19 protein-coding genes are annotated in these 22561 nt (G+C 59.9%); 9 read left to right on the plus strand and 10 right to left on the minus strand.

The annotated features are described in order from the left end of the window. The first annotated feature begins 201 nt into the window (after nt 1-201). Together AU381_RS24720 and AU381_RS24725 are read left to right on the plus strand one after the other, a co-directional pair. Entirely contained in the window at nt 202-1137 is a 936-nt protein-coding gene (locus tag AU381_RS24720) for a PDZ domain-containing protein (protein ID WP_014857856.1), read from the plus strand. Between the two features lies 1 nt (nt 1138). Continuing rightward, nucleotides 1139-2260: a site-2 protease family protein gene (locus AU381_RS24725; RefSeq protein WP_014857855.1), complete on the plus strand. Its 1122-nt coding sequence runs from the start codon at nt 1139-1141 to the stop codon at nt 2258-2260. 65 nt (nt 2261-2325) lie between these two features. Here AU381_RS24725 and AU381_RS24730 read toward each other — a convergent pair whose 3' ends face one another. Beyond that, the gene (locus AU381_RS24730) at nt 2326-2769 is read right to left on the minus strand and encodes a host attachment protein (RefSeq protein WP_014857854.1); all 444 of its coding nucleotides are present in this window, start codon (nt 2767-2769) and stop codon (nt 2326-2328) included. Nucleotides 2770-2794: 25 nt separating this feature from the next. Here AU381_RS24730 and AU381_RS24735 point away from each other — a divergent pair, with 25 nt between their 5' ends. Beyond that, entirely contained in the window at nt 2795-3145 is a 351-nt protein-coding gene (locus tag AU381_RS24735) for a hypothetical protein (RefSeq protein ID WP_141322181.1), read from the plus strand. 104 nt (nt 3146-3249) lie between these two features. Here the strand turns inward: AU381_RS24735 and AU381_RS24740 are convergent, their stop codons facing one another. Then, nucleotides 3250-4149, minus strand: a complete 900-nt coding sequence (locus AU381_RS24740) for a glucokinase (protein WP_037456676.1) — start codon at nt 4147-4149, stop codon at nt 3250-3252. Nucleotides 4150-5049: 900 nt separating this feature from the next. Here AU381_RS24740 and AU381_RS24745 point away from each other — a divergent pair. Further along, nucleotides 5050-6423: a bifunctional aminoglycoside phosphotransferase/ATP-binding protein gene (locus tag AU381_RS24745; protein WP_014857849.1), complete on the plus strand. Its 1374-nt coding sequence runs from the start codon at nt 5050-5052 to the stop codon at nt 6421-6423. A 160-nt stretch (nt 6424-6583) separates the two neighbouring features. Further along, on the plus strand, nt 6584-7231 hold the full coding sequence (locus AU381_RS24750) for a BON domain-containing protein (RefSeq protein WP_037456673.1): 648 nt from the start codon (nt 6584-6586) through the stop codon (nt 7229-7231). A 345-nt stretch (nt 7232-7576) separates the two neighbouring features. Here the strand turns inward: AU381_RS24750 and AU381_RS24755 are convergent, their stop codons facing one another. Then, nucleotides 7577-8239, minus strand: a complete 663-nt coding sequence (locus AU381_RS24755; RefSeq protein ID WP_014857846.1) for a BON domain-containing protein — start codon at nt 8237-8239, stop codon at nt 7577-7579. Between the two features lie 487 nt (nt 8240-8726). On the opposite strand from AU381_RS24755, the gene AU381_RS24760 reads away from it, so the two are divergent. After that, nucleotides 8727-10580 (plus strand): ABC transporter ATP-binding protein/permease, encoded by a 1854-nt coding sequence (locus AU381_RS24760; protein ID WP_037456670.1) that lies wholly within the window; start codon nt 8727-8729, stop codon nt 10578-10580. A gap of 290 nt (nt 10581-10870) precedes the next feature. Here AU381_RS24760 and AU381_RS24765 read toward each other — a convergent pair whose 3' ends face one another. The 3 genes from AU381_RS24765 to polX all read right to left on the minus strand — a co-directional run bounded on the left by AU381_RS24765 (nt 10871) and on the right by polX (nt 14052). Next, nucleotides 10871-11317, minus strand: a complete 447-nt coding sequence (locus AU381_RS24765) for a host attachment protein (protein ID WP_014857844.1) — start codon at nt 11315-11317, stop codon at nt 10871-10873. A gap of 17 nt (nt 11318-11334) precedes the next feature. After that, complete coding sequence (locus AU381_RS24770; protein ID WP_048655419.1) at nt 11335-12198, minus strand: 3'(2'),5'-bisphosphate nucleotidase CysQ family protein; 864 nt, start codon at nt 12196-12198, stop codon at nt 11335-11337. Between the two features lie 126 nt (nt 12199-12324). Then, the gene (polX, locus tag AU381_RS24775; RefSeq protein WP_037456668.1) at nt 12325-14052 is read right to left on the minus strand and encodes a DNA polymerase/3'-5' exonuclease PolX; all 1728 of its coding nucleotides are present in this window, start codon (nt 14050-14052) and stop codon (nt 12325-12327) included. A 181-nt stretch (nt 14053-14233) separates the two neighbouring features. Here polX and AU381_RS24780 point away from each other — a divergent pair, with 181 nt between their 5' ends. After that, nucleotides 14234-16444 carry a 1-acyl-sn-glycerol-3-phosphate acyltransferase gene (locus tag AU381_RS24780; protein WP_223843482.1) on the plus strand — a complete coding sequence of 737 codons (2211 nt, stop codon included), beginning with the start codon at nt 14234-14236 and terminating at the stop codon, nt 16442-16444. On the opposite strand, the gene AU381_RS24785 is transcribed toward AU381_RS24780, so the two are convergent. Next, a complete protein-coding gene (locus AU381_RS24785; protein ID WP_015633514.1) occupies nt 16404-16715 on the minus strand; it encodes a GYD domain-containing protein in 312 nt (103 codons plus the stop codon). The genes AU381_RS24780 and AU381_RS24785 overlap by 41 nt on opposite strands. Nucleotides 16716-17102: 387 nt before the next feature. Between AU381_RS24785 and AU381_RS24790 the strand changes: the two genes are divergently transcribed. Further along, a complete protein-coding gene (locus AU381_RS24790) occupies nt 17103-17639 on the plus strand; it encodes an Hsp20/alpha crystallin family protein (RefSeq protein WP_014857839.1) in 537 nt (178 codons plus the stop codon). A 103-nt stretch (nt 17640-17742) separates the two neighbouring features. Here AU381_RS24790 and AU381_RS30865 read toward each other — a convergent pair whose 3' ends face one another. The 3 genes from AU381_RS30865 to AU381_RS24805 form a co-directional block, all read right to left on the minus strand. Then, nucleotides 17743-17979, minus strand: coding sequence for a hypothetical protein (locus AU381_RS30865; RefSeq protein ID WP_015633511.1), 237 nt, complete (start codon nt 17977-17979; stop codon nt 17743-17745). Nucleotides 17980-18337: 358 nt separating this feature from the next. After that, nucleotides 18338-19711 carry a nicotinate phosphoribosyltransferase gene (locus AU381_RS24800; protein ID WP_015633509.1) on the minus strand — a complete coding sequence of 458 codons (1374 nt, stop codon included), beginning with the start codon at nt 19709-19711 and terminating at the stop codon, nt 18338-18340. 98 nt (nt 19712-19809) lie between these two features. Continuing rightward, a complete protein-coding gene (locus AU381_RS24805) occupies nt 19810-20331 on the minus strand; it encodes a universal stress protein (RefSeq protein WP_014857837.1) in 522 nt (173 codons plus the stop codon). Nucleotides 20332-20511: 180 nt separating this feature from the next. Between AU381_RS24805 and ftsH the strand changes: the two genes are divergently transcribed. Beyond that, nucleotides 20512-22398, plus strand: a complete 1887-nt coding sequence (gene ftsH / locus AU381_RS24810) for an ATP-dependent zinc metalloprotease FtsH (protein ID WP_080579809.1) — start codon at nt 20512-20514, stop codon at nt 22396-22398. Nucleotides 22399-22561 lie beyond the last annotated feature (163 nt).

Here is a 22561-nt window from a genome sequence, read left to right on the forward strand (position 1 = left end):
AGGTCCAATCCCTGAACGCAGATTGGCATTTGAAGCGTACATTCCGCTAAGCGTCGCAAGGTGTCTTTGATGCCCGTCAAAATCGGGCCGATCCGCCGTGTTGCCAGCGCCGCCGGGCTGCCGCAGAAGCCCGAATTGATGCGGGTCAATGCATTGGAATGCAAAGGCGGCTGAAATCCTGGCGCTGGTTGGAGCGCGAACATGCAAGAGATCTCAAGGCTGCTGGTGATTGCCGTTATATTCGGTGCCATTGGCCCTCCCGCTGAAGCGGTCGGAAGTGAACCGGGCCTGAGTGCGCCCGTTAATCCCGGGAGCTCGGGCGGCGCGCTCGTCAACTCCTCCGGTGAGATCATAGGCATCACGCGCGGAATTCCCGCGCCCAGCGAAGCAAGCACCGGCATAGCCTTCGCGATCCCCTTGGACATAGCAGTGCAAATCGTGCGCGAGCTGATCGCTTACGGAGAATACAAGCGTGGTCGGCTCGACCTTTCCGTGACGACCGCGATGGACGCCGAGGGCGGAGGGACCGCTGAGGCGCTAAGGCTTGTCGTGAACGAGCTCGCTTGCGACTCGGCCGCGGAACGGCAAGCCCTGCGGCTTGGCGACTTCATCGTGGCGCTCGATGGCCGTACGCTCCGGACGGAGGCCGCCTTCAGGAACGCAATCAGCTTGCTTCCGGCCGGCGCCCGCATCACGCTCGATATCCGCCGTGGAGAAAAGTCGCAGATGCTCAATTTGACGTCTTCCGATCCAGGCGAAGACGATCGACTTAGCGTAGACGAGGGCATCCTCGAGTCAGTTACCATTGGCTTCCCATCACCGACGGTCTCAGCGGCTTGCGCGCCGACAGGGCCGGTCTTGGTCGACGTTGCGACTGGCAGTCTCGCCCACTTAATCGGCCTGAGGACGGGCGATTATCTGACGGCGATCAACGGCGGGGCCGCCACATCTGCCTGTCAAATCCGAGACGTGCTGGAAGTTGCCGAGGGGGTATCCGTCGATATCCTGCGCGCAGGAATTTTGAAGTCGAATAAAAGCAAGAACCGCTTGCGTGTCGGGCGACCTGCCCGTTTCGTGCCCGTCGCACGTCATGGGTCAACGGGCTTCCGCTGCTTCGGTCATCAGCGAGTGAGATGACATGGAATGGTCAGTGAAGCTTGGGACTGTCGCGGGAACCGAAATCCGTGTGCATATGACGTTCGTGCTCCTGCTCATCTGGGTCTGGCTGATGCACTACCAGATCGGTGGGGCGCCCGCAGCCTGGGAAGGCGTCGCATTCATCGTCAGCGTCTTCGCATGCGTGGTCCTGCACGAATTCGGGCACATCGCCGCTGCGCGCCGATACGGCATCAAGACGCCTGACATAACTCTCTTGCCGATCGGCGGCGTGGCGCGACTGGAGCGCAATCCGAGCAAGCCATCCCAGGAACTGGTGATTGCGATCGCAGGTCCCCTGGTCAATGTCGTGATCGCCGCCTTGCTCATCATGGTCATTGGAGGCGCCGTCGGCCTCGATGAACTTGCCAAGCCACAGGACCCCCGCGTCGACTTCTTTGCGAGGCTTGCCGGCGTCAATATCTTCATCGTTCTGTTCAACATGATCCCGGCCTTTCCAATGGATGGTGGCCGCGTCTTGCGCGCTGTTCTGGCCTGGCGCTGGTCCAGGGTGCGCGCCACGAGAGTTGCCGCCGCGATCGGGCAGGCAGCCGCCTTCGCGATGGGCCTTGCTGGGCTGTTCTACAATCCGCTGCTCATCCTCATTGCGATCTTCGTCTATCTCGCGGCGGAAGCGGAAGCGCAGAGCAGCGAGTTACAGGCGATTTCCGGCGGCGTCACTGTGGGCGACGTGATGGTGACGGAATTTACGGTGCTTGATACAGCAGCGCGCGTCGACGAGGCGGTCGAGATGCTGCTTGCGACCAGCCAGAATGAATTTCCGGTGGTCGACCGGGATGGGCAGTTCGAGGGGCTGCTGACACGTGACGGAATCATCGGTGCCATGAAGGAAAACGGTCCGGAAACACCCGTGCGGACCGTCATGCGCAAGGACATCCCGACAATTGACGAAGGGACCCCGGTCGATGAGAGCTTGCGCATTATGCAGAGCGGAAATGCGCCTGCCGCGGCAGTCATCAACCGTGACCGACGCCTCGTGGGCATGATGAACTACGAGACGATCGGGGAGATGCTGATGCTCCGCGCGGCCGTCGAAGACTTTCGTTTCGCCAGCCTGCGCCAATACCGGTCGAGGCAACGTTGAGGCCGGTGCCGGCTTTGTGAGGCCTCGCCGAGATCGCGACGACCCTCACTCGCCTGGCGCAAATCTCATGCCGAGAGATAGTGCTCGATTTCCGGAATCGGGAACTTTACCAGATCCCTTGCCACTTCGGCGCTTACCGCGGCACGTGTCGATGGGTCCAAGCGCTTGCGCAGGATGCCGAGCACGCGCGGCGGCGCAACGAGAACAAGTTTGGTAACGCCATTGTCGCGCATCGAATCGCCCAGTTGCCCGGCGATCTGCGCAAGAAATGCTTTCTCGGCCTGATCGTGCCAGTCCGTTTCCTGCATCGCGCTTCGCGCACCGCCTTGCGCCTGATAGCGACCCTGACGATCCGTTCCGAGATCCCGCGTCGGCGGTTGATGCTCGGACAGGACGTCGACCGGAACAAGATTGAGCAGTTCTGCATCGCCCTGGTTGCGCAGGATGAGGGCCTTGGCCCCATCGCAAATCAGGAACCAACTGCCATGGGGAATTCTCGTCGCCACCATGATGTCCACCTTTCTTGAATCTACGATGTTTTCGATCGTGTCGCGCTCACCGCGCCATCAAAACGGGGTTCTCGCGTCGTCGAGCATCGATCTCGTGCTCCCCATGATGCGCCTTATTGATCCGCGTCAAAAGCGAAGGCGGGTTGAGAAACTGCCCGTCTTCGTTTTTACGACGGCCAGCGCACTGGTCTATGCTTCTCGTGGCGCGCGGCGGTCATCGGTCTCGGTAACGATGAAGGTGTCCGTGGACCCCAGAATGACGAAGCCCAGCAAATCCCGCGTCATCGCGCTGATGATTGCGTCGCTCCTCAGCGACCTCCTGAGCAAGAGCAGTGCGCTCACCGGCAGGCAGACGAGTACTGAGTTTCGGCCATAGCGTGCCGGCTGCGCATGAAGTGCCACTTGTAGTGTGAAAAAAGCGGCGCTGAAGCGTGCTTGCGCGGACTAGCTCTCGAATTGTAAAGCGATACGTCGCGCATCTCAGCCTCTCTGCCGGGAGAGCGCCATCGCTGCGCCCCGTAATATGGCGTCTTCGCTGCGAATGAGGAAAGCCGGTATCCCCTCCAGCCAGGGTAAGCGTTTTCCTTTGGCGACGAAGGCGGCGCGGAAGTGATCGTGCCTGAGCACACTTTCCATTCTCCGCAGGATGGGCCCCCAGAGATAGATGCCGCCGCGGGCGTCGTAGATCAGCGCGACGTCGCTTGCAAACCTGCCAAGCCAGGTTGTGAAGTGGTTCAGCGCGTCCGCGGCAATGGTGTCGCCCTCACCGGCGGCATCGACGATTTCTGTCGCCGGAATGGAACGCGCAATCTGGCCGGAAATTTCGAGCAGTAGTTCATAGAGATGGCTGAGCCCCGGGGCCGACAGCAGATGTTCGACCGAAACATAATCCGTATTGCCCCGGATTCGCTTGAGAATATCGAGCTCCTCTTGCGTCTGAGGCGCAAAGGATATGTTTCCTGCATGACCGTGGAATGCCGCCCAGGCGCCATTGGCTTGGCTCGCAGTCGCAACCCCGAGCGCGTTGCCGACACTGATGACGGCCTTCGGTGCGCCGACATCGGCATTTTCTCCGCCGATGCGTTCGATGTCGTGCGGACCCAAATCGGGTAGCGCGAGTGAAAGCGCATCGAGCGGGTCGACGATTGTGACGCGCGGTGTGACATCGCTTTTGATGCGTGTGGCAATCAGTGTGCGCTCGAGCTCGGCGCTAAGGGTCGGTGCGCCGTTGGTAATTGCGATGGCAAGCGCCGGGGGAGAGCTGGGAATGGACTTGAGGTACGCAGTCAGAGCTTGGGCCACGGAGGCAAACGCATAGTTGACGAACTGCACATAATGGTCAATCGACAGCTTGTCGCTATTGGCGACAGCAAAGCGCATATGCGTCTCACCTATATCTGCGACGACCGCGTCGTGTGTAGATTTGCTCACCACGTCCTCCTAGCTCTCCCTGCTTACCGCACTGTGCAGCATCTTTGCGCTTTCCACTTTGATGAACATCAACGTTGCGTCGTCCGAGTGGGCAAAAGGTGCTGGGCGAGATCGTGCGCCAAGTGCTCGTGTGTTCGGCGAACGTACGCGGGATATCGCCGGTACACTTTTTGACATCGAAACAACCTGCGGGATCATGGCCTATACGGAGGGGGAGATCTTGCCATGATGGGCTGCCCAAGGTGTCTGTTCGGGACGGTTTCATGCGACCACTGTTGCCCCTGTGCGATCAATTGCAGATCTCGAAGGCCAATGGACGGGCCTGGAAGCATACGAAACCGGAAGAGCCGACGAACTCGAGGCGGACTCTTCAACGTCGGCTGCCGCCGGGACCTGGCAAAAGAGACGATTTCTCGGGGCCGTTCGGTTGATCGAGGTCTGACACGCGAATGCGCGACCTGCGTTGACGCACATCAATGCAAGTTGACTGCACCGGTTGCATTTTTTCCCTACCATTATCCGGCCAAGCAAGAACCGGCCGATGAGGTAACACACCATCTCCGGCGAAATCGACAGGTTCCAGGCCTCACTCATCTCCAAGTCTCCAATTCTCCATTCTGAATCTCCGGACTTCGCTGTCCGATGGGCACGATTGGCTAATCGCGAGAGCAGCCGGACAAACACTCATCTTACCGTCACCGCACCCCCATTCGTTGATTCGCATCAATGAAGCGGTATCTGATGGGATTCATGATGATCAAAATTCGGTAAAGAACTGGCACAGTCGAAGTGGCAGCAATTCGAGTTCGCGAGGCAATGTCCCCACGCCAAGAACGATGAGGCGAGAACATGCTTGCCGAAGATCAATCGGAGGTCATCACGTTTCTGCAGGACCTTCGCGGTGCTACTGCGGTCGAGAGGATCGAGACGCACATCTCCTATGTTTTCCTGATCGGTGACCGTGCATTTAAGATGAAGCGCGCGGTGGCCGTTGACGGTCGTCTTACCGCCGAGCTCATAACCCGAGCAGCCCGCATGATCGCCCGTTTTCATCGCGGTGCTCCGACCATTCACCAGGGCTCCGGTTCTGCGAACATTGCCGGCGTACTTCGCATCAACGCTGCCGGCTTTGCAACCAGCCGGGTCTTCGGAGCCCACGAGCTTGAGGATTTCAACCGTGCGTTCGAGAAGAGGCTCACGGCTGACGCATCGCTGCTCGATGCTCGCGAGGTCGCCGGCAAGGTCAGGAGGTGCCATGGCGATCTGCATCTGCGCAACATTTGCATGATCAACCACGAGCCCCGGCTCTTCGACTGCATCGAGTTCAACGATCAGATCGCCACCGTCGATACGCTTTACGACCTTGCCTTTCTTCTCATGGACCTGTGGCACCGTGGCTTCCCCGAGTTCGCAAATCTGGTGGCCAACCGATATCTTGATGCAACGGATGACGATGAGGGCTTCGTGCTGTTGCCCTATTTTATGGCCATACGCGCGGCGGTGAGGGCCCACGTCATCGCCACGCAGGTCGAGGAAAGCAGCGCCGCGGCCACGGACAAACTTGCCGCCGAGGCGCGCTCCTATTTCGACCTCGCTCGTTCTCTGATCGTGATGAAGCCGGCGCGTTTGATCGTGATCGGCGGCCTCAGCGGTTCAGGCAAAACGACGGTGGCAGAGATGTTGGCCCCACGTTCTGGGTCGCCACCTGGAGCGCGGATCGTCGAAAGCGACGGCATTCGCAAGGCAATGCACGGCGTTCAAGCCGAGGAAAGGCTTGGGCCAGCCGCCTATCGCCCGGAAGTCTCAGAGAAAGTTTATGGCGAGATGGCGCGCCGCACCCTCGCGATTCTGCGCGCCGGCGGCTCAGTCGTCGCCGATGCGGTGTTCGACAGAGAGGCCAACCGGGCGCGCATAGAGGCCGTCGCGCGTGAAGCCGGCGTGCCATGCACGGCGGTCTGGCTCGACGCGAAAGCGTCACTACTGCGCCGGCGCGTGGCCTCAAGGACTGTCAGTCCCTCCGATGCCGACTTGGAGGTACTCGCGCGACAGCTTGTCGCCGACACGGACGGCATCACATGGCAACGGATCGATGCTGATCGAGATGCGCATGAGATTGCCCGCGTGATACTCGAGCTGCAGAGTGATTTAAAGAGACAGGAGGCCAGGCTCCTTGGGTTGTGGTTCGGATGGGCGGGGGGGCGCCGTCGCCGCGTTCGGCCCTAATGGCGCGTGGGGCGATCGTTCGCATCGATATTTCTCAGGTTTTGCGACAGGGATGTCACAGTGTCTATCGCCTGCCGGTCCAGCAATTGATGCGCGTCAATGCGTGAAATCTCGACGCCGCTACGATTGGGACGTCAAGTCGCCAAGAGGAGGTTACGACATGGACGACATCATTTTGAGACAAGACATCATTGATGAACTCGAATTCGAGCCGAGCATCGATGCCGCCAATATCGGCGTCGCTGTCGAAGACGGGGTCGTCACACTCACGGGACACGTGCCGACCTATGCCCAGAGGGCCACCGCCGAAGATGTCGTCCGAAGGGTCAAGGGGGTCAGAGGCATCGCCCAGGAAATTGAGGTCCGGCCCTTCGGCGCCAATAGGACAGCCGACGACGAGATCGCGAAGCGGGCGCTCAACACCATCAGCTGGAACACCGCGGTGCCGAAAGACTCCGTGCAGGTAAAGGTCCGGCAGGGATGGGTCACGTTGACGGGGAAGGTCGGCTGGCACTACCAAAGGACCGCGGCTGCGGATGCCGTGCGTAACCTCGCAGGCGTCGTCGGCGTAAACAATAGCATCGAAGTAAAGCCACCTGCGTCAGCCTCGGATGTGAAGAAGCGCATCGAAGATGCATTGAAGCGCAATGCCGAACTTGAGGCTCAAGCGATCCGCGTCGACGTCCTCAACGACAAAGTCATTCTGAAGGGCAAGGTGAATGCCTGGGTTGAGCGCAGTGCGGCCGAGCGGGCGGCGTGGTCGGCGCCGGGGGTCAGGGAGGTCGAAGATCAGCTAACGGTGTCATAGGATCGGGGCGGCTGGACCGCTTCATTCTGCGCCACGCAGCCGCTACTGTTTCCTTCGGCGGCGAGCATGCGAATCGCACCACCCCGTGAATTCATCGCTTCGCATCAATGAATGCCAGAGCGATCTGGAGAGACTGAGTTGGTGCCGCAAGGAATCCTCATTCTTGCGACTGCCCGAAAAGACGAGGAGAGAACCGTCCGGGCGAAGCACCACTCAGTCGTCGCATGGGCCTTGGAACACCGGCCTCAATAATCTTGTCAGCCATTCCTCTCCGACAATCACTGCAGCTTGACAACCACAGCTTTCCCAGCCCGGACCGGATGACTACCCAATGAAATCTCACATTCAGTTGCCGACCACGCTCAACTGATCATCGACGGCAGTCACACCGGGCGCCGACCAAGCGGCTCGTTTCGCCATCACCTGCGCCCGCAGATTCTGCACCCTTCCGCGCAATGTGACGTGACCGTCTGAAACATCCACCTCGATATTCTCAGCCTCGATCTCGGCATTGCGTTTGAACGCCTCTTCTATGCCGCGCCTGATCTCAGAGGCCTCCACGCGAGGGGGGCGGAGCTTGAGCTGGTTGACTATGCCCGTCACCCCGGAGAGTTCACGCACCGCCTTCTCGGCCGCCGAACGCTGGAAGTGCCGGTCGACCATGCCGCTCAAAGTGACCAGGCCCTTTCGCACCTTGACCTGGATCTCGTTCGGCTCTGTGATAGATGCTCGCCAGGCGAGGATTTTCAGGACGCGGCTGGCGATCTCGTCGTCGGCAGTCTTCTTGTGTTCCGGCAGCCGTACCTCGATATCGTCCGCGATAGCGCGCACGCCCCTTATCCTCTGGACTGCCTCGACCGCGGCTTGCCTTTCCGAATAGCTGAGCACGTGACCCGTTAAGGTCACGATGCCATCCTCGGCAATGACACCGATATTCGCGGCATCTAGGCTCGGTTCGTATTCAAGTTCGTTCAGAATGTCCTGACGCAGACGGATGTCGTCGTTCATCGTCTCCCCCTTGGCGCAAACGCGCCCTTCGAAAACTCGCAGGTTTATTATCGGCGATCTTCCGACCGTCAGTCATTGAGGAATATCAAGACGGGCGGGGACGGAGGTCGGCGTGCTCATCCGAGAGACCGAAAGCAGCCGCGAGTTCCTCGGCAGTATGGGGATTGTGCAATTCATCTTCCGCATCCGCGGTTCCTTTTCGGCACACCTCAGTCGGCGTTTCCGCGACCGATCTTCCATGCCCTGCACGTTGGCCGCCCTGGCGGTGACAGTAGCGAAAGATCTTGTCAGGCAAGGAAGGCTAATTCGTCCATTTTACTATCGCTTCCGATTGAGCCGCATCAATTTCTCCGTCGACCCGCGTGATACACACTACAATCGTTTGGAAAATAGATATGCTCTTCATGATAGACCGCCTCGGGAGGACGCGTTGCTTTGGTCGAGCCGCAAGTTGGACGAGCAGCCGCATTCAACCTCTGTCTCCTCAATGCGCAGCTTCTGGGGATTGATGTTCGCCTATTGGCGTTCCGACCGATGGCAGGAGGCTTGGGGGCTGGCGGCGATCATTGTCGTGCTTACCGCCTTGTCGGCAATGGCCAGCGTCTGGTTCGCCGAAGCGTCGGGCGAACTTGTGAGCGCGATCGCCTTTCTTCATCATCCGGAAAACCCGACGACGCTTAAGACCATTCTGTCGAGCGCGGCAAGCTTGGCCACGATCGTCGTGGTCAGGGAAGTGGGATTCACTGCTTTCCGCCACTTGTTCTCGACGACCTTGCATCGCAAGTGGCGCGCGTGGCTCGATCGGCGCTTCAACGATGCGCTGCTCGATAGCAATCACACGCATTTTCACCTCCAGCAGGGTGCGGCGGAGGCCGTCCCGACGAAGGTTGCCGTGCCAGACAATATCGATCAGCGCATCCAGGAGTCGATCAAAGGGATGACCGGAGGCGCTATCGGCCTCGCCATAGGTGTCGCCGGCGTGGCCCTGTCGCTGTTCTTTGTCGGCGGCAAGATCATCGAGACCTCGACCGAGGTCAGCGGATTGGAGTTCCTCGGCAGTTATGGCAGCGCCTGTCTGACTGTTGCTGCCGTCGTCGCCTACGTCCCCATCAGCACGTTGCTGGCAGCGAAGCTCGGAGAGATCCAACAGAGGCTGGATGTCAGAATGCAATCGGCGGAGGGCAGTTACCGTCGCGACCTGGCGACGCTTCTCCACCGCAGCTTCCACGTCGCTGCAGCCAAGGGGGAGGGAGCACAAAGAGGTCTCCATCGGCGGCGCTACCTCGACGTCGACCACACCTGGGCGAATCTCAACATCCTGACGGCGATCTATATGGGTTTCGAGCTTGTCTACAACTTCTTCGGCTCGCGCCTCGTCGCCTACGCGCCCGGGCTTCTCCCCTATGTAGAGAACAGGATCAGCCTACAGGCCTACATCACCGGCGCCGAGCTGGCCAACGCGATCATCAACGATTGCTCGTGGTTCATACACGTCATGCCGGACATCGCGAGACTGAGGGCAAACGCAACACGCATAACCGACCTGGCAAAGGCGATCGAAGACGCGCAGCAACCGCGCGAGTTCTATGCCCGTACCGGCCACTCCGAGTTGCGTTACGACCAGCAGGATCCACAGTTCGGTTTGACGATCCAGCAGCTTGAACTTATGCACCCCGGCGATGACGAACCCTTCGTCACCGCCGGGAACCTCCACGTCAAATGCGGCGAATGGACTCTTCTCGTTGGCGACTCGGGGAGCGGCAAGTCATCGTTGCTCAAAGCTATCAACGGTCTCTGGCCGCATGGCCGTGGCGCGATCGTGATGCCGAGGAACGTGCGAACGCTCTATGCCGCGCAAGATATTCATCTGCCGCCAGTATCGCTGAAGGCACTGATATGCCTGTCCGATGCCATTGAAGCTCATTCGGAAGCGGAAGCCGCCGCAGCGCTGAGTAGAGCCGGCCTTGCGGATTTCGTCAGCGACCTCGCCATGGAGGGGCGGGACAATCAAAGCTGGGACCAGCTTCTTTCTGGCGGTCAGAAGCAACGGCTCGTTCTGGCACGGATCCTTCTGCTGCGCCCAGGGCTTTTGTTTCTGGACGAGCCGACCAGCGCCCTCGATGGCGAGGCGACGGTCGCGTTTCACCAAGCCATCCGAGATCATTGTCGCGGCGCCACAGTGATCAGTGTCATGCACGATGCCACGCCTCCGAAATCTGCAAGCGGCGAAGAGTTCTACGACAGCGTGCTCGTTATTGCAGACGGTGCTGTTACAAAAACTCCTTTGGCAAATCTGACAACTCGGCCCGTCGGTCCCGCGCGTGTGAAACCGCGCCCATAAATTGAGGCAGGTCTTTGAGGGCAAGCATCGCTGACGCATTTCACACAAGCGATCCTGCGGCCGACTCGCGCGGTGACGCGAGAACCCGAATTTGCCATTAACTCCAAGTCTCCCGATTGCAGCCTCTATCGAGTGCTTATCCAGACTCTTCAGTTCGCCGCGCGGGCAGACCTCCGGTTATCGCTGGTTCAGCCGCACGACGCATCTGTCATCGGCCCATCTGCATGGCGATATTCCTTATAGCATAGCCGCCTCGCGCGTGCGCTCCGCGATAATACATTTGGCCAATGCTACTCCGAGAGATAGCGCTCGATCTCCGGAATTGGAAACTTTACCAGATCCTTGGCCACTTCGGTGGCTACTGCTGCACGTGTCGAGGGATCCAATCGCTTCCGCAGGATTCCAAGCACGCGCGGCGGGGCGACAAGAACCACGTTCGCGATATCTTTATGGCGCACCAAGCCACTCAATTTTTCGGCGACCTGCACCAGAAACGTCACTTCGGCCTCGTCGTGCCAGTCCGTTTCCTGCATCGAGCTTCGCGCGCCGCCTTGCGACTGGTAGACGCGGCCTTGGCGGTCCGTTCCGAGATCCCGCGTCGGCGGTTGATGTCCGGAAAAGATCTCGACCGGAACGAGATTGAGCAGTTCTTGATCACCCTTGTTGCGAAGGATCAGGGCCTTGGCTCCGTCGCACACAAGAACCCAGCTGTTGTGCGCAATTGTTGCTGTTGACATGATCGTCTACCTCGCTTTCATCGTCTGGAACTTTCCTCGGTCAGGGGATTGGAAACGGGCAATCTCGCCTGTCGCTCGGAATCGATCGACGCCAGCGCCTTTGCTGCGAGAGATCGCGTCCGTGCGGCAACAAAGCCCCGATTTATAAGGCTGCCGCAATAGACGAGCGGAGAACCGTTTGGACGAAGCACCACGCCACCGGTAGCTTCGATCAAAGCCTGACCAGCGGCACTGTCCCATATCATCGTTGGTGAAAGTCGAGGGTAAACATCGGCCTCACCGGCGGCGATTAAGGCAAATTTGAGGGAAGAGCCTAGCTGCTTGATAATACAGGGTTGCCATTGAGCAACGAGCGCCGCGGTCTGTTCATCCAAATGAGAACGGCTGGCGAGAACAATCGGATGAGAGTGATCGTGGGGCATTCCGTCGAGCCTGATGCGGCGGCCGTTCTCATCGATCATGAACGCCATGCGCGGACCAGCGGCAACATATAGCCGATCAAGGGCTGGGGCGAAGATCACACCGGCCGTCGCTACGCCGTTTTCAACGAGCGCTATGTTGACTGTAAATTCGCTACGCCCGGCGATGAACTCCTTGGTGCCATCCAGTGGATCGACGAGGAAGCAGAGGGGTGGAATCTCAAAGCTCGATTCGAGAGCGGGCGCCCGCTCTTCACTGATCATCGGAATAGCCGGGAAAAGAAGAGAGCAGCCCCGTCGGATGACTGCTTCGCTTCCGATGTCCGCGGATGTAACGGGCGACTTGTCGTGCTTGAGGTGTGTTGCCAGACCCGCGTTTCGCGATCTCAGGACGGCAGCTCCGGCCGTCCTCACAAGGGGCAACAGTCCTTCGACGAGATCTCTGCGTGCAGTATCATCCACAGTCCGTGCCTCAATCTTCGGTTACTTCGCAATTGCACTGATTTTACGCGCAACCCGCTTGCGCTTGTTGATCGGCATCAATGAACTTCGACATGGCCGGGAACTAGTCGGCGGAATGATGAAGCCTCAAAGGCCTCTTCTCGACAGCAGCTTCTTAAGCTCTCCCCAGGAGCGCGTGTTCAGGACGTCGTCCGCCTCGATCCAGCCTCGCCGCGCCTGGTCGACGCCGTAGCGCATTGCGCGAAGACCCATGGTCGAGTGCGCATCCGTGGAGATCGCCAGCTTCACGCCGATCTGCTTGGCTTGCCGGCAATGGACGTCATCAAGGTCGAGGCGCGTCGGATGCGCGTTGACCTCAAGAAAGCAGCCGCGCTCCCTGGCGGCCGAGATGATGCGGTCCATATCCACCGCATAGCCCGGCCGTTCTCCGAGCAGCCGCCCGGTCGGATGTGCGAGGATATTGAAATAGCGGTTGTCCATCGCACGGAGAATTCTCTGCGTCTGTTCCTCGATGCCAAGGTTGAACTGGTAGTGAACGGCGCAGACAGTGAAGTCGAGTCGTTTCAGGATACTATCTGGCAGGTCGAGCTTGCCGTCGGCGAGAATGTCGACCTCGCAAGACTTCAGCAGCCGGAAACCATCATATCCGTCATTGAGCTTGTCAATCTCATCGAGTTGAGCCGCCAGGCGTTTCGGATCGAGCCCGTGTGCCACGGTGGCATGTCTGGAATGGTCGCTGACGGCCAGATATTCGTAGCCGAGGGCCTGAGCGGCCGCGGCCATTTCGGCAAGCTCGCTCTTGCCATCCGAGGCGCGCGTATGGGTGTGCAGGTCGCCTTTGATGTCCTGCAGCCAGACCAGGCGGGGCAATTTGCCGGCAAGGGCCGCCTCGATCTCGCCGCGGTCTTCGCGCAGTTCGGGCTCGATATAGGGCAGGTCGGCAGCCCGGAAAACTTCCTCTTCGGTGCGGCCGCCAATTCTCTTCTCACCGTCGAAGATGCCATATTCGTTCAGCTTCCAGCCTTTATCCTGGATCCTCTTCCGCACGGCGATATTGTGGGCTTTCGAGCCGGTGAAATAGTGCAAGGCCGCTCCATAGCTTTCCTCTGCAACAACCCTCAGGTCGACCTGAATGCCGGCCTTCAGGAGCACTGTCGATCGGGTTGGGCCCTTCGACAGCACCGTCTCGACCTCGTCGTAAGCTACGAAGTGCTCGATCGCGGCTGGACCATCGGCACAGGTGGCGAGGACGTCGAGATCGCCGACGGTCTCCTTCCGGCGTCGAAAGCTGCCGGCCACTAAGGTCTGGGTGATGCCCAGAGCGGACCTCAGGTAATCTACCAAGCCTCTCGCGAAATCCTCGGCGGTCGAGATCTTGAAGCGCTTTTCGGCGGTTCGGTGCTTTGCAATCTCATCGAGGATCTTGGTTTCGATAGCAGCGCTGAAGCGGGGTAGTTCTCTGACCCTGTGCTCCCGTGCCGCCTTTGCCAGTTGCTCGAGTGTCGTAATTCCGAGGCTTTGATGCAGCACATGCACTCGCTTGGGACCGAGGCCGGGTATCGCCGTCAATGCGGCAAGAGCTGAGGGCGTGCGTGCCTCGACCTCCTCCAGCGATTTCAAATGGCCGGTCTCCACGAACTCGGCGATCTTGCCGGCAAGGTCTTCGCCGATGCCGGGCAGGTCCGAGAGGGAGCGTCCTTCCGCCATCATCTGTGCGACATTCTCAGGAAGGTCCTCGATGGTGGACGCCGCCCGCCTGTAGGCGCGGATACGGAACGGATTGGCAGCCTCGATTTCGAGCAGGTCTGCCATTCGATTGAACAGAGCAGCGATATCGGCGTTGTGGACCGTCATTGTATGAAGATGATCCGGGGCCGGCTTTCCAGCCTTGAGGCAAATCAAAGTCCGACTTTGAAATGCATCAATGCGAAGCCAGCGCGTTAGGCTATTGTCCTTGTCCATGGAAACTGGGCAGCCTTTAGCCCCCGCCTCAGTTGAGGAGCAGGGTTCGCGCACTCGCGATGTAATCGCGATCGTGGCTGACCTTGCACGCGAATTGTATCCTCAGCGTGCCAGATTCATCAACGTTCGCGCCACCAGTAGCATCGAACGCGATCTCGGTATCGACAGCCTCGGCCGCACTGAGCTGGCCTTGCGGATCGAGCGGGCGTTCCGCGTCAGACTATCCGCTCAAACTGTCGCCGAGGCCGAAACCGTTCTTGATCTTGCGGAGGCCCTAGAGCGGGCTCAACCTATGGCGGAACGGGTCCTCCCCGGCGCCCGGGCGGCTGCAATTCTGCCTGCCGTTCCGGCCGCCACTGAGGCGCGGACGCTGGTGGAGGCCCTCGAGTGGCATGCGGCACGACATCCCGACCGCGTGCATCTGACCGTACTGCAGGATGAAGTGACCAGCCTAAGCGCGCAAGCCTGGCTGTGGGCGATACACAACTACCGGGCGACCTTCTCCGCTTCTCCCAATTTCGGTTTCGAAATCTGTCTCAACAAGATTGCCGATGCTGACGTCGAGGGGCTCGATCTCAGCTCGCTACGGATGGTCGCCAATGGTGCTGAGCCGGTGAGCGCGAGAACCCTGTGGAGGTTCGTCGAGCGGTTCGGCCGCTACGGCTTTCCTGCAACCGCGATGGCTCCAGTCTATGGACTTGCGGAATGTTCAGTTGGTCTCGCGTTTCCGCCTCTGGGGCGGCCGCCTCTCATCGACGGCGTGGCCGAGATCGCCACCCCCCAAGACGCCATGGCGCTTGAAATCGTCGCCTGTGGCCAGCCATTGCCCGGCCACGAGATCCGTATCGTCGACGACGCGGGGCATGAGTGCGGCGACCGACGCGAGGGAAGACTTGAATTCCGTGGTCCCTCGACAACGGCCGGCTATTTCCGCAACGATGAAAAGACCCGCGCGCTCTTCCATGACGGCTGGCTGGATAGTGGCGATCGCGCGTACATGGCCAAAGGTGATGTTTTCGTGACCGGACGCGTCAAGGACATCATTATTCGAGCTGGTCGCCATCTCTATGCGCACGAGATCGAGCAGGCAGTTGCCCTTGTCCCTGGAATCCGCAGGGGAGGGGTCGTCGCCTTCGGCACGTCGGATCGGGTCTCGGGCACCGAGCGCATCGTCGTCGTTGCAGAGACCCTACAGACCGACCCGGTTTCGCGAGCATCACTGCAGGCACGAATTATCGAGGTGACGTCAGACATTGCCGGCACGCCGGCCGATGAAGTCGTGCTGGTGCCGCCACGCTCGGTGCCAAAAACATCGAGCGGCAAGATCCGTCGCAGCGCCGCGAAAGCGCTCTACGAGAGCGGCCGCATGGGCTCTGCTCGGCCCACCGTTCCGTTGCAATACACGCGGCTCATGCTCTTGAGTGCCAGCACGCAGGCGCGACGCCTGGCACGAGTCTTCCGGGAGACGCTGTATGCGGCTTGGTGGTGGACGGTTCTCAGTGTTGCATGTCTGGCCGGGTCTCTCGCTGTGCTCATCGTCCCGCGCCTTTCTTGGCGTTGGCGAGTCGTCAGATGGATCGCGCGTGCGGCGCTTGCCGCCATGGGCGTGTCGGTCTCCACAGACGGAGTGGAGCGCATCCCCGGCAGAGGCGCGATGCTCGTCTTCAATCATTCGAGTTACGTGGATGCGCTCCTCCTCGCTGCCGTTCTTCCGGGCGAGCCGGCGATCGTTGCCAAGAGAGAGTTGGCCGAGCAATTCATCGCAGGGCCGCTGTTGCGGCGCCTCGGTATTCCGTTCGTGGAACGCTACGACGTTACAGGTAGCCTGCAGGACGCCGAGGCATTGACGGAGCTTGCGCGTAAGGGCCGGGTGCTGGTTTTCTTTCCAGAGGGCACCTTCACCCGTAGAGCCGGCCTCTCAGGCTTCTACCTCGGGGCGTTCAAGGTGGCGGCGGAAGACGGTCTGGCGATTCTGCCCGGCGCTATCCGCGGAACAAGATCGATGCTTCGCGCCGACCAATGGTTTCCAAGACATTTGCCGCTGAGCATCGAGATCGGCGAGCCGATTGCGCCATCGGGTTCGGGATTCGAGTCCATTCTACGGCTGCGCGACGCAGTACGCATCTCCATGCTTGCCCGCTGCGGAGAGCCGGATCTCGGTGAGCTGGTAAAGCCGGAACCGCCAAGGAGCGTAGCCTGGGAAGGTCACGAGCGGCGAATTCACTCCACGGTGTCCCGCTCCTTCAGGGACTCACGACAAACGACGGCGGCAGCTCGCGTATAAGCTGAATGGATTGCTCCAATTCCGTGGCGGCCCAGATTTCCGTCGTCGCGTGGCCGAAGGTAGTCGCGACCTTGGTTGCAGTGGCGTTATCGGGTGCCGCGAAGATGTCGAGGTAGTCAGCGGGGCCGAGGACGATACAATTTGCCTTCCAAGGCACCTGAGGGCATTCGCGGCGGATATGCTCGGCGATCTGGTGACTCAGGCTCTCGAGCAATTTCGGCGACTGCATCGCTTGATGGCTGAGGCGCGTCAACATGATGAACGCTGCCATAGCGGCACTTCCCTCGTTTTCTCGCTGTCGGCAGGATATGCCGCAGCGCGCAACCGGCATTGAGTGGCGTCAATTGCCGCTTTCGAGCGCTCCTCTCGAAAGCCTTCGGGGAGTGTCGGCTGGCGAGAGCCGGATAACCGACGCGAAGTTCGCGCGAAACGGAACACAGGCGGCCTGGCTCATATTGGAGCGCCCCCGGTCCTTAATATGAATCAATGTTTGGTCTCCGTGTCGCCGAGCGCCAAGAAGCTCACGTCCGTTGGCGGGAAAAACGCGGCGTTGATCCGCGTCAATGTGATTGCGCCACGATCGGCGTTTCATCAGTCATTGCCGGCCGGTACCGTCCGGCGGCGAGTGGTTGCCACCATGCACCGGGAGGAGTTCACTATGGCCAAAATTGAAACCAAGTTGCCCGTGAAGACCGAAAAGAGGGAGCCCGCTGCCAGAGAGGATATGTGGTCGCCCTTGGAAAGTCTGCGCCGCGAGATCGACAAGCTGTTCGAGACTTTTCGGCCGGCCGCGTGGAGTGTTCCTTTCAGTCGCTCGTTGCTCGGATTCGAGATGCCGTCACTCACAGGGAAAGAGTGGCAGATCGCACCGGCCGTCGATCTCGTCGAAAAGGATACGGAATACGAGATATCTGCCGAGTTGCCGGGGCTGGAAGAGAAGAATATCGAGGTCAAGCTGTCAAACGGAACGCTGACGATCAAGGGCGAAAAGAAGGAGGAAAAGGAGGAACGGGAAAAGGACTATTATCTTTCCGAACGCCGTTTCGGCTCTTTCCAACGGCGATTCCAGCTTCCTCATGGCGTCGATCCCGACAAGATCGAGGCAACTTTCACCAAAGGCGTGCTGAAGCTCAAGCTTCCGAAGACACCGGAGGCTCAAAAGAGTGAAAAGAAGATCGCCGTGAGAGCAGTCTAGTGCCGCATCGATTTCGTTGAGGTTGGTCGCGCATCGCCTTCAGGCGGTGCGCGATTGCACCAAAGCCGTGACATCTTCTACGTGGTGAAGCAGATAGACCAATCTACCCTCGGTATCGAAAATCGGCCTGTTGACCGGTTTCCCAGAATTTCGTCACGAATGAGCCTTCCGGGTTCCGCGCGTCGTAGCGCTGGATAGGCATTGCGTCGACAATGCCGCGTTCAGCGACCTTCGTTAGTGATGCGAAGAGATGGCTGACGCCGTCAGCCATCGGGTCTTCAGGGGTATCCGGAAAGACGTCGAACAGGGGAGAGCCAGCAATCTTCGCTGAGGATGTCATGGTGGCCGCTCCATAAGCCTCGTTGATGTCGACGATGTGCAGGCCTTTGCGAGGGTCGAATAGCAAATACGGCTCCCGAGAGGCGGCAAACCTTGTCTCGAAAAATCATACGTTGGACGGCTGCTTGCGTGAGGTCCAGGTCGGCTTGGAAGCCTTCGTGCTGTGACTCAAGAACAGCCTGATCGCGCAAAGCCTTCGCCAACAGTTCCCTAAGGATGCGACGATCAGCTTCGTGACCTTCCTTTTCGAGGAGTGCTTTAAATCGCGCGATGTTGTGGCGCAAGATAAAGGCGTGCATGGCAACCCCATCGAGGCGCTCTTTCGAAGCTGGTCATACTGAGCGCCGATCGGGAAGGCGTCAACACAAGTATTGCGGCTTTGGTGGTTGGTGTGGAAACAACCGCGAGGCAGCAAGACGACGGCGCGTCTGCGTTTCATGGTCGGCGAGATCGCTGCTGATGTGAATCGAGTAGGGAGGCGCGGCCCGCTCCAGCGCACGCAAGGCTGGCGGAAGCTCGCAGACTCGAATGCGGGTTTCATCCACCAGGGCTGCCAATGACTTGCGCGCGCTAATTCGCCGGCCTCCCGTCATGACAGGCGCAAGAAGCCGTCGTCCGCTCAAGTCCTCATAGCTGCGGCCAATGGTGTCTCCAACCGCGGCGCCGTTGCGTATGTGACGAAAGGCCTGCTTGCGCCCGGGGAGCGTGACCTTGTTCGCAGAAAGCTTCATGCGGCCAAAGCCGGCATATTCCGTCAACTTGTAGGCGATATCGAGGGCGGCCGCGTCTGGCGACACCATCATGTCCGTGCCGACACCAAACGCGTTGATCGGCGCGCCGGCACGCAAGAGACCTTCGATGCTCCATTCATCGAGGCCACCACTGGCGAAGATCTGCACGTGTTGCAGCCCGCCCTCATCTAGGAGTTGTCTTGATTGTCGGGACAGTTCGAGCAGGTCGCCGGAATCCAGTCTTATGGCCTGCACCTTGAAAGTAGACTTCATGCTCTTGGCAAGGTCCACGACAGTCCGGACGCCAGCGATCGTGTCGTAGGTGTCAACGAGCAATGTTGTCTGAGGAAAGAGCTCGGCCAAGCACCGAAACGACTCCATCTCGTTTGGGAAAGCCTGAACGAAACTATGGGCGACCGTACCAGCGACCGGTATGCCGTAGCGCCGGCCTGCCTCCACATTCGATGTGGCCGACACTCCGGCAAGATAGGCAGCACGTGCTCCCTTGACGGCGGCGTCCACACCATGGGCGCGCCGGCTTCCGAAGTCCACGACGGCCCGACCGTTCGCGGCCTCGACGATCCTAGCTGCTTTCGACGCGATCACGGTCTGAAAACCGATCTGATTGAGGATGAGCGTTTCGAGCAACTGTCCCTCCGCGATCGGGGCGATGACCTCCAGGATCGGCTCCTTGGCAAATACGGGGGTGCCCTCAGCTACAGCAAAAATCTCGCCACTGAAGCGAAAGGACCTTAGCCAATTCAGGAACTCCGGCCTGAACCTGCCAAGTGAAGCGAGATGGGCGATATCATCCTCGTCGAAGCGCAATCCCTCGATGTCATCCAGAAGCTCTTCGACCCCGCAGGCGACAAGGAAATTTCTCTCCGGTGGAAGCTTTCTCACGAACAGGCTGAAGACGGCAATCTCGTCCATGCCAAGCGAATGATAGGCGTCCGACATTGTCAGTTCATAGAGATCGGTGAAAAGCGCGGTTACCGGCATGATACGAAGCTCTTCATAACTTTGCGGTCAGTCGCTCGACGGAGCCATGGCTATGGCTTCGTGATCGTTTTCCAACTTCCAGGGCCTGGTCGGGATGTTCAGCGTACCACCATGACGGAACAATGTGCATGCTGGATGATCTTTTGCGACACGCTTCCGACCAGCATACCCCTCAACCGCCCGAGCCCACGGCTTCCGACGACGATCATGTCCGCACCGACGTCCTCAGCGACCTTAAGGATTGTTTCAGCGTAGACGCCGGGCTCGACGCGCGTCTCCACGCTGCTGACGCCGATCCTTCGGGCAATATCCGCAGCATCCTCGGCAATACGGTCACCCAAGACCGAAACCATTTCTCCGATGTCGCCTTGCGAGGCACGGAAAAACTCGCCCATCGAGCTGGGAACTCGCTCCAATTGCGGCATAGTCACGGCCGACACACAGCGGACGAGATGCTCTGGCTCGGCGAGGCGGCTCGCCTCCTCGGCCCTCAGCCCATGCAGGATGACGTGAAGGATCGTGAGTCTTGCTCCGAGAGCTTTGGCTATGTTCGCCGCCATCGCCACGGCTTCTCGGGCTTTGTCGGATCCATCGGTTGCGACAAGAATGTGCTTGGTCATGGCACTTGCTCCATTTTGGCAAAGTCTCGGCCAATTCTCGGTGGAAGGCCTTGACGCTCGTCAAAGAGCTCTGCGACCCAGATCCAGTTTGCGCCGTGTCCATAGTTTGACGCGGGTCAAGGCGGCGCGCGGTAAGGCATGAAAGGCTCGTTTGCATCGAACGAAACCGGAAGCCGGCCGATGAATAGGAAATGGGTTTTCAATCTCGGCTATGTGCTCGTCGCACTCTTGTTGATCGGAACCTTTGAATTCTGGCTGAGCTATCGCGACGTCGCGCAGCTCAGCTATTCCGATGCCTTGCAGGCGGCGCAGGACGGCAGGATCGCGTCGGTCGTCGTGACAGAGTCCTTGATTGAGGGAGAGTTCAAGCAGCCGGAGGAGGGGAAGAAGTACTTCGTCGCGCATCGTGTCGATCCTTCGCTGGCCGAGGTCTTCGAGAAGGCCGGTGCAAAGGTGTCCGGCGGGACCGACAGCAATTGGGCGATGACGCTGCTTTCCTGGATCTTCCCGTTGTTTGTCTTCCTGGGACTTTGGTTCGTGCTCTTTCAAGGCGTCGCCGAGCGTGGCGGCCTCGTCAATATCGGAAAGTCAAGGGCCAAGGTCTATCTCGAGCGGCAGACGGGTGTGACCTTTGACGATGTGGCTGGCGTCGACGAGGCGAAGGCTGAGTTGCAGGAGGTGGTCGCCTTCCTGAAGGACCAGGCGAAATACAGCCGCCTCGGCGCGCATATTCCCAAAGGGATCCTCCTCGTCGGGCCACCCGGCACGGGCAAAACGCTGATGGCGCGCGCGGTTGCAGGCGAGGCCGGGGTGCCTTTCTTCTCGATTTCCGGCTCGGAATTCGTCGAGCTCTTCGTTGGCGTCGGCGCCGCCCGCGTGCGGGACCTTTTCGACCAGGCGCGACAGGCCGCTCCCTGCATCATCTTCATTGACGAACTCGATGCGCTCGGTCGCACCCGCAGCCCCTTCGCCGGCTATGGCGGCGGCGACGAGAAGGAGCAGACGCTCAATCAATTGCTGGCCGAGCTCGACGGCTTCGACCCGCGCGTCGGCATCGTGCTTCTGGCTGCCACCAATCGTCCGGAGATCCTTGATCCAGCCCTTCTGCGCGCAGGCCGCTTCGACCGGCAGGTGGTCATTGATCGCCCGGATCGAAACGGCAGGGCAGCAATCCTTAAGGTCCATATGGCTACTATCGCGATCGCGGACGGTGTGCTTGTGGAGGAGATCGCCGGCATGACGCCGGGATTCACCGGCGCCGATCTTGCCAACCTGGTGAACGAAGCCGCGATCGTCGCGACGCGACGCGGCGCCGAGCGGGTGGCGATCGAGGACTTCAACAACGCGGTCGAGCGCATCGTCGCCGGTTCGGAACGCAAGAGCCGCGTGCTGAAGCCCGACGAACGCGAGCGGGTCGCCTATCACGAAATGGGTCACGCATTGGTCGCCTCGAAGCTCTCGAAGACCGATCCGGTGCAGAAAGTGTCGATCATTCCCCGCTCGATTGGGGCGCTTGGCTACACATTGCAGCGCCCCACCGATGACCGCTTCCTCATCACGTCGAGTGAACTTAAGGAGCGCATGGCAGCCCTGCTCGCCGGCCGGGCGGCTGAAGAGCTTATTTATGGTGAGGTCTCGACCGGTGCGGCGGATGACCTTGCCAAGGCCACCGATGTGGCGCGGCAAAGCGTCGTGCGCTTTGGCATGAGCCCGCAGGTTGGTCAGGTTGTGCTCGAAGAGCAAAGGCTGCAATGGCTTGGCGATGGTCCCGTTGCGCCACGGCAGAAGGATTATTCCGAAGCGACCGCGCGCGAAATCGATCTTGCGGTGCGTTTCATGATCGACGACGCCTACCAAGGAGCCAAGGCGATACTGCAGGGGTGCATGGGGGAGCTCAAGGCCGGAGCAATGCTGCTGCTCGAGCACGAAACCATCACTGCGCAGGACTTTCCCCCGCTACTTCGGACGGGTGGCCAGACAGCCAGGACGACCACGGATGGTGAGACCGCGTCTTCCCGTCGCACGGCTGAATCGCAAGCCGGCGGGCGAATGCTCGATCGCCGTTGACGCACATCAATGCGGCGCGGCGGCATTCGTTGCATCCTGACCCTTGTCGCTCCGAAAAGGGCGGCGGGCATATGATCCGAGCCATTGTCTGGACCGGCCCGATGACAGCACGCCAATCCTGGGGCAAAGGAGGAACTCATGGCAAGCGGACATCCGAGCTTCG

This window comes from Sinorhizobium glycinis, assembly GCF_001651865.1.
Classification (GTDB): domain Bacteria; phylum Pseudomonadota; class Alphaproteobacteria; order Rhizobiales; family Rhizobiaceae; genus Sinorhizobium; species Sinorhizobium glycinis.

Bases quoted from the DNA above. Each gene is read 5' to 3' on its own strand.
- AU381_RS24720 (WP_014857856.1), top strand. From the start codon at position 202: ATGCAAGAGATCTCAAGGCTGCTGGTGATTGCCGTTATATTCGGTGCC.
- AU381_RS24725 (WP_014857855.1), top strand. From the start codon at position 1,139: ATGGAATGGTCAGTGAAGCTTGGGACTGTCGCGGGAACCGAAATCCGT.
- AU381_RS24730 (WP_014857854.1), bottom strand. From the start codon at position 2,769: ATGGTGGCGACGAGAATTCCCCATGGCAGTTGGTTCCTGATTTGCGAT.
- AU381_RS24735 (WP_141322181.1), top strand. From the start codon at position 2,795: ATGTTTTCGATCGTGTCGCGCTCACCGCGCCATCAAAACGGGGTTCTC.
- AU381_RS24740 (WP_037456676.1), bottom strand. From the start codon at position 4,149: ATGCGCTTTGCTGTCGCCAATAGCGACAAGCTGTCGATTGACCATTAT.
- AU381_RS24745 (WP_014857849.1), top strand. From the start codon at position 5,050: ATGCTTGCCGAAGATCAATCGGAGGTCATCACGTTTCTGCAGGACCTT.
- AU381_RS24750 (WP_037456673.1), top strand. From the start codon at position 6,584: ATGGACGACATCATTTTGAGACAAGACATCATTGATGAACTCGAATTC.
- AU381_RS24755 (WP_014857846.1), bottom strand. From the start codon at position 8,239: ATGAACGACGACATCCGTCTGCGTCAGGACATTCTGAACGAACTTGAA.
- AU381_RS24760 (WP_037456670.1), top strand. From the start codon at position 8,727: ATGCGCAGCTTCTGGGGATTGATGTTCGCCTATTGGCGTTCCGACCGA.
- AU381_RS24765 (WP_014857844.1), bottom strand. From the start codon at position 11,317: ATGTCAACAGCAACAATTGCGCACAACAGCTGGGTTCTTGTGTGCGAC.
- polX (WP_037456668.1), bottom strand. From the start codon at position 14,052: ATGACGGTCCACAACGCCGATATCGCTGCTCTGTTCAATCGAATGGCA.
- AU381_RS24785 (WP_015633514.1), bottom strand. From the start codon at position 16,715: ATGGCAGCGTTCATCATGTTGACGCGCCTCAGCCATCAAGCGATGCAG.
- AU381_RS24790 (WP_014857839.1), top strand. From the start codon at position 17,103: ATGGCCAAAATTGAAACCAAGTTGCCCGTGAAGACCGAAAAGAGGGAG.
- AU381_RS30865 (WP_015633511.1), bottom strand. From the start codon at position 17,979: ATGACATCCTCAGCGAAGATTGCTGGCTCTCCCCTGTTCGACGTCTTT.
- AU381_RS24800 (WP_015633509.1), bottom strand. From the start codon at position 19,711: ATGCCGGTAACCGCGCTTTTCACCGATCTCTATGAACTGACAATGTCG.
- AU381_RS24805 (WP_014857837.1), bottom strand. From the start codon at position 20,331: ATGACCAAGCACATTCTTGTCGCAACCGATGGATCCGACAAAGCCCGA.
- ftsH (WP_080579809.1), top strand. From the start codon at position 20,512: ATGAATAGGAAATGGGTTTTCAATCTCGGCTATGTGCTCGTCGCACTC.